General features: G+C 66.8%; 5 protein-coding genes. 3 read left to right on the forward strand and 2 right to left on the reverse strand.

What is annotated here, in order from left to right:
• Positions 1-632: 632 nt before the first annotated feature.
• Positions 633-821 carry a hypothetical protein gene (locus ABZ260_RS44625; RefSeq protein WP_355630196.1) on the reverse strand — a complete coding sequence of 63 codons (189 nt, stop codon included), beginning with the start codon at positions 819-821 and terminating at the stop codon, positions 633-635.
• Between the two features lie 643 nt (positions 822-1464).
• On the opposite strand from ABZ260_RS44625, the gene rpmF reads away from it, so the two are divergent.
• The 3 genes from rpmF to ABZ260_RS44640 are packed head-to-tail and all read left to right on the forward strand — an operon-like array spanning position 1465 to position 4400.
• Complete coding sequence (rpmF, locus tag ABZ260_RS44630) at positions 1465-1650, forward strand: 50S ribosomal protein L32 (protein WP_355630208.1); 186 nt, start codon at positions 1465-1467, stop codon at positions 1648-1650.
• Positions 1651-1679: 29 nt separating this feature from the next.
• Positions 1680-2765: a radical SAM protein gene (locus tag ABZ260_RS44635; protein ID WP_355630199.1), complete on the forward strand. Its 1086-nt coding sequence runs from the start codon at positions 1680-1682 to the stop codon at positions 2763-2765.
• Between the two features lie 27 nt (positions 2766-2792).
• The gene (locus ABZ260_RS44640) at positions 2793-4400 is read left to right on the forward strand and encodes an ABC-F family ATP-binding cassette domain-containing protein (RefSeq protein ID WP_355630202.1); all 1608 of its coding nucleotides are present in this window, start codon (positions 2793-2795) and stop codon (positions 4398-4400) included.
• A 919-nt stretch (positions 4401-5319) separates the two neighbouring features.
• Here the strand turns inward: ABZ260_RS44640 and ABZ260_RS44645 are convergent.
• Positions 5320-6033 (reverse strand): recombinase family protein, encoded by a 714-nt coding sequence (locus tag ABZ260_RS44645; RefSeq protein ID WP_355630205.1) that lies wholly within the window; start codon positions 6031-6033, stop codon positions 5320-5322.
• Between the last annotated feature and the right edge of the window lie 134 nt (positions 6034-6167).

The following is a 6167-nucleotide window of genomic DNA, read 5'->3' on the forward strand; positions in this document are numbered from 1 at the left end:
GCTGTGCCCGAAGGTCCTTAAGGGAGCTCTGACCTGCGTATCCGTTGAAAATTTCGCCGATACTACGGGGACCCCGAGGCCGGTAGCCACCAGACCGAGGACGGCACGAAGGAACGGGCACTCAGAACCACACAGCAAAGATCACCAAAAACAGGCAAGCAGCACAGAGATCAAGATCACGAAAGCGCGAAACCAGAGAGATAGACCAGATAATTCAGACTGAAGATCCATCAGAAAGAACGAACTGTCATACGAGACAGTGCTAGCGTATCGTCGCTTCGCGACGATACGTCCACCCCCGAGCACGCTCGGTAGAGCACGCAGCGGGCAGCGCCGTGACCCTCGCCGGCGCCTTCCCCACGCGACCCGTACCCCGGGCGGCGCTGATGAATTTCCCGGCAGCAAGATGATGGATAAGCCCGTCTTACCGGCTGGCGACCCGCGACGACCCCACTCCGCGAGGAGAGCTCTCAGCTTCTCCCACGCGAACCCGGACCGCGCCCTCAGGCGCCGGTTCCGCTCACCGTTTCGGCCCCTGCGATCGGACACCGGACCGGCGCCGACTGTCGCGCGCGGAGAAACCGTCAGTGGCACACGCGAAGTTCATCTCAGGGGCCTTTGTCACGTCATCGTTAACTGCCTCGTTCGACGAGGGCGTGGTCGCGCCAGGCGCTGCGGCGGGCATCGCCAACACGGCCAAGCAGATCGGGATCGCCGCGGGCGTGGCCGTCCTCGGCGTCCCCTATCAGCTGGACGGCCTGGGCGCGATGCTCCTCACGGCCGCGGCCATCGGCGTCCTCGGCGCGATTCCGGCGCTCCATCTCATGATCATGCGTTCGCGGCACCAGAACGGTTCGTCAAGGGCTGAGGTGCCGGCCGAGCGGCCCCCACATCAGGACTCGGAGCGCCCCACGCTTTTGTACCGTAGCGTCCGCGCATCGACTCCACGGGCACGTCAAGGTCGATCAGCTGGTCTACATCGGGTGCCACCGGCATACGGCAGAAACAGGCCGCGGTACCGGGCCCGGTCCCATTCGGATTCGAACTCGTAGGAGGTCTTTGTTACGATGGGTGCCATGGAGATTGAGGTCGACAGAATCTAGCCACCGAACTGCCGGTGGCTTTCATTCGTGTGGGCGATGCCCACGCTGGTGAATGACCGTTCTCCTCGCGCAGCAGCGTGAGTCCGCCCGTCCGAGGCGTTGACACCTCTGCGTGAGACTTGCCGGCACGTTCGCACCGCACCGACCTCGGTCCCCGGTTTGTGCCTGCGAACGCGCGCGACTTCGATCCTCCCCGTGCTCCTTCATCCATCGCCCAGCACTTGGGCAGCGGCATAGCGCCGCACGCAGATGGTGCCCCGGCAGCCCTGATCGAATCTCTCGCCGCAGTGACTCACGGCCCGTGGTCGGTTGTCCCGCCAGTTCCGTTGGCATTCGAAACCACCCACGAAAGGCCATGGCCATGCAGCACCGCACGTCGCGTTCCCGCACCCGTCACCGTCGCGCTCACTGGAAGACGAGCGCCCCGGCGCTCACCACCTGCATGAATCCCGCCTGCGGCAGGCCCACCCCGCCGCACCGCGCGTGCCAGCACTGCGGCGTCTACCGGGGTCGTGAGGTCTTGCCTCCGACGGGCGGTGACACGTGAGCACTGTCCTGACCACGAGGAGCCGCTGGATGCGCATTCGCGACCATCTCGCACAGACCGGTGCGCCTGCGTTCCGCTTTGGTCAGCTCATCGCCGCGTGGCAGAGCTCGACGGCCGAGACCTTCGCCGACGTTCATGTGCTGCCGGCCGGCCTGCGTGCCGATCTCGCGGAACGATTCGGTCCACGGCTGCACCCCCTGACCACGCTGGAAGTCCAACAAGACGAACAGGTTGAGAAGGTGCTGTTCACGTCCGAAAGCGGCGTCCGCATCGAGACCGTCGTGTCTCACTATCGAGCCGGATGGGACTCCATGTGCATCTCGTCGCAGGCTGGGTGCGGCCTGGGCTGCACCTTCTGCGCCACCGGCGCGGTGGGCCTGGTCCGCAACCTCACTGCCGACGAGATCGTCGCCCAGGTGATGCACCCGCACTGGACCCGCGAAGGGCTGCCCCGACCCGCGAGTGTCGCGTTCATGGGGATGGGAGAGGCGCTCGCCAACCCTCACGTGTTCGACGCGCTCACCCTGCTGACTGACGCGGGCTACGCGGGGATGTCCGCACGACGGGTGACCGTGTCCACCGTGGGGTTCGCGCCGAACCTCACCCGCCTGGTCGACGAGCACCCACAGGTGACAATCACCCTGTCCGTGCACTCACCGTTCGCGCAGGAGCGTGCCCGCATCATCCCGCTCGAGGAACGCTTCCCGCTCGCGCAGAGCCTCGACATCCTCGACCGGCACGCCGCCAGGAGCCGCCGAAAGGTCTACCTCGCCTATCTGCTCATCGCCGGCGTCAACGACAGCGACGACCATCTCGCTGCTCTCGCCGAACTGGTCCGTGCGCGGTCTCGGCCCGAGCTGTTCCACGTCAGCGTCATCCGCTACAACGAGGCGGCAGGAGCGCCACCGGACTACCGAGCCCCGTCCTCCATCCGAATAGACGAGTTCGTGCGCGGGCTAACCGTGCGCGGCGTGCATGCGACGAGGCGACGGCAGCTCGGCACCGGCATTGATGCCGCTTGCGGTCAGCTCCACGCCAAATACCTCGCGGCGGACCCCACGATCGCCGCTCTCGTCAACACCGAACTGATCCCCGTCACGCCCCTCCGCAGCTGACGGAAAGAACGAAGAGGAGCACCACCCATGTCCACGAAGTCCGCCATCACCTTCCGCGATCTGACCTTCGAATGGCCAGACGGCACCGTTGCACTCTCGGGCGTCAACGGCACCTTCAGCACCGGCCGCACCGGCTTGATCGGGCGCAACGGTGCCGGGAAGTCGACGCTGCTGCGGCTGATCGCAGGCATCCTGCAGCCGACCGTCGGCCAGATCGACACCATCGGCGAGGTCGGCTACCTGCCTCAGACGCTCACGCTCCGGCAAGAGGCGACGATCGCCGAGCTCCTCGGGATCGATGGGATCATCGCCGCGATGAGGGCCATCGAGTCCGGCGACGTCGACGAACGCCACTTCGACACGATCGGCGATGACTGGGACATCGAGTCCCGCGCTGACGAAGCCCTACACCAGATCGGATTCACCGCCGGAGACCTCGACCGTCGCGTGGCCGAGGTCTCCGGCGGAGAGGCGATGCTCATCGCCATCACCGGGCTGAGCATCCGCCGCACTGCGATCACCCTGCTCGACGAGCCCACAAACAACCTCGACCGGCCTACCCGCGCCAAGCTCGCCGACTTCGTCGACCAGTGGCCGGGGACCCTCGTCGTGGTCAGCCACGACCTCGAGCTGCTGGAGCACATGGAGAACACCACCGAGCTCTACGGCGGCACCCTCGACACCTTCGGCGGCCCTTACAGCGCCTGGAAGGAACACCAGGAGCAAGAGCAGGCGGCGGCGGTCCAAGCCGCGCGGTCGGCCCAGCAGGCGCTCAAGGTCGAGAAGCGGCAGCGCGTCGAGGCGGAGACGAAGCTGGCGCGCAGGGAGCGCACTGCGAAGAAGACCCAGAGGGACGGCGGCATCCCGAAGATCCTGGCGGGCAACCGCGCCAGCAAGGCCCAGGCGTCCGCGGGCTCGTTGCGCTCCACGCTCGACAACAAGGTCCAGGCGGCCCAAGTCGCAGTCGACGCCGCGGACGCCCGCGTACGCGAAGAGGAGCACATCACCCTCGTCCTGCCTGATCCCGACGTTCCGCGCGGAAGGCGCCTCGCGGAGCTGCATGACCAGGACCGCACCTTCGTGATCCAAGGGCCGGAGCGGGTCGCGCTTGTCGGGGCGAACGGCACCGGAAAGTCGACTTTGATCGAGCAGCTCATCCGCGGCACGGCTCCCGCGCCCGATCGGCCGCATGGGCGTCTCCTGACCGAGCTCGTCGGCTACCTCCCGCAGCGTCTCGACGGGCTCGACGACGATGCGAGCGCGATGGCGAATGTGCAGTCGGTCGCCCCCGGGACGCCAGCAGGCACGATCCGCAACCAACTCGCCCGGCTTCTTCTGCGGGGCGACAGCGCCGATCGTCCGGTGCGTACGTTATCCGGCGGCGAGCGGTTCCGCGTCTCCCTCGCGCGACTCCTCTTGTCGGAGCCGCCGGCTCAGCTGCTGGTCCTGGATGAGCCCACCAACAATCTCGATATCGCCAGCGTCGAGCAGCTCGCAGAGGCCCTCGATGCGTACCGCGGGGCCCTTCTCGTCGTCAGCCACGACTTCGCACTCCTCGAGCGGATTGGAATCGACACTGTCATCGAGCTCGGCCGGGACGGCCGTATGCATCAACGTCGAGACCTGAACATCTGATGGTCTTGGATCGAGCGCGACGAGGCGTTAAGGAGCAGGCAGGTCGTAGGCCGGCTGACCCACCTGCTCCTTCGCTGGGAACCTCCGCATACCGATTCATGCACGCCGTCTTGCCCGGCGCCCGATAACTCACGGGAATATAGATTCCCGTGAGTTGGAAATCCACCCTAAACAGGTCCTTGAAGTTAACGGTCGTGGTGGTGGTCACCAGAGCCGCCGTGGCCCTGACACGAAGGGCACGCAGAAGCGAACCGTGCCCACATGGCCTCTTCGGCCTGTAGCAATTGCGGACCGTTGATCCGTGGGGCGGCTGGTGCACTGGCCCTGCTTGCGGCCACAGCCGCCTACAGCATCGTGGACACCATCCGTAGCGACGGGCAGTTCCCCTGGTACGGGTCCGAACCGCCCCTGTGGTGGATCGCCAGTGTCGTCTTCGGAGCGCCCTTGGGTGCCGTTGGTGCATGCGTCAAGCGATCGGGAGCGATCGGTTTGCTCGCGAGATTGACCGTGCCGGTCGGCGCCGCCGTACAAATGGTCGTGCTCCCGCCCGGCAGGAACGAGGTGGTCGAGACCATAGGGAAGCGGCGACCACGCCGATGCGCGCACTGGTGGTGGCCAGAGGGCAGGAGTCCACGGCGGAATGTCGCACGGGCGCGGTGGTCCACAGGACGTCCACCCGATGCTCGGGCAGGCAGTGGGCGAGCTCTGGAAAGGCAACGTCCTGTCGCACCAGCCGGGCCTCGGGAAAGCTGAGACGGACCTCTCGGGTAATGCCGATCATGTCAGTGTGTCCAAGGATCGCACCTCGGGCTGGGCGGCTCGGTCTACGACTGGAACGACCCATTCGGCCGGCTGTTTGGGGTCCCTGGGGTCCTGGCCGAAAATCCAACGGACATGGCTCTGGCCTGCGGTGATGTGGTCAGGCGTCTGCCTTGAGTTCGGCGAAGTCGGCGCGGGCTTGGGCGACGGCTTCGGGGTATGCCTGGGCCTTCTCGTGCTCGGCGAGCACCCGGTAGATGCTGGCCAGGCCGGGGTTCTGTCCCTTGCGCTTGCCGGTGGGGATGGTCAGGTCGGGGCGGATCTGTTCGGCGGACTCGCCGCCTGCCCGGCGGCGGAGCACGGTGTGCAGCATGTCGTCGGTGATGACGGGTGGGCGGCCGCCGTGCTTGCCCTTGCGGGCGGCGGCGTCGAGTCCTTCCAGGGTGGCTTTGCGGATGGCTTCGCGCTCGGTTTCGGCCATGGCGGCGAAGAAGCCGAAGAGCATGCGGCCGGGACCGTTGGGGTCGTAGATGCCAGGCAGCGGGCCGGCCAGCATCTCCAGGATCAGGCCGTGGGCGGTCAGGTGGTCGGCCAGGGCGGTGAGCTCGGCGGCGTCTCGGCCCAGCCGCTTCATCTCATAGACGGTGAACAGCACGCGGCAGTGCGGGGCGTGGGCCTTGATCTCGCGGGCCAGGGTGAGGGCGGACTCGAACTGGGGGCGGACTCGGGTGCTGATCTTCTCGGAGAAGATCTTGTCGCGGGGAATACCGTGCGCGCTGAGCGCGTCAAGTTGCGACTGCAGTTCCTGGGTGAGGTGGGAGCATCTGGCGTACCCGATGCGGATGTCCGTGCCCGGGGTGTCCGTCTCGGGCACGGTCGGCGGCGGGGTGCCGGGGCGCAGGACTGGCCGGGGTGAAGATCCTCGTCGCCCAGATCATCCCGATGAACCCGAGCACGTGCGGTGAGTGCGCGCAGCGGGTCTCCGCGCTCAACGCGGCGATTCCCGGC

The organism is Streptosporangium sp. NPDC006013, assembly GCF_040614275.1.
Classification (GTDB): domain Bacteria; phylum Actinomycetota; class Actinomycetes; order Streptosporangiales; family Streptosporangiaceae; genus Streptosporangium.

Excerpts from the sequence above, each read along its gene's own strand:
- ABZ260_RS44625 (WP_355630196.1), bottom strand. The coding sequence starts at position 821 with ATGGAGCGCCGGAATCGCGCCGAGGACGCCGATGGCCGCGGCCGTGAG.
- rpmF (WP_355630208.1), top strand. The coding sequence starts at position 1,465 with ATGCAGCACCGCACGTCGCGTTCCCGCACCCGTCACCGTCGCGCTCAC.
- ABZ260_RS44635 (WP_355630199.1), top strand. The coding sequence starts at position 1,680 with ATGCGCATTCGCGACCATCTCGCACAGACCGGTGCGCCTGCGTTCCGC.
- ABZ260_RS44640 (WP_355630202.1), top strand. The coding sequence starts at position 2,793 with ATGTCCACGAAGTCCGCCATCACCTTCCGCGATCTGACCTTCGAATGG.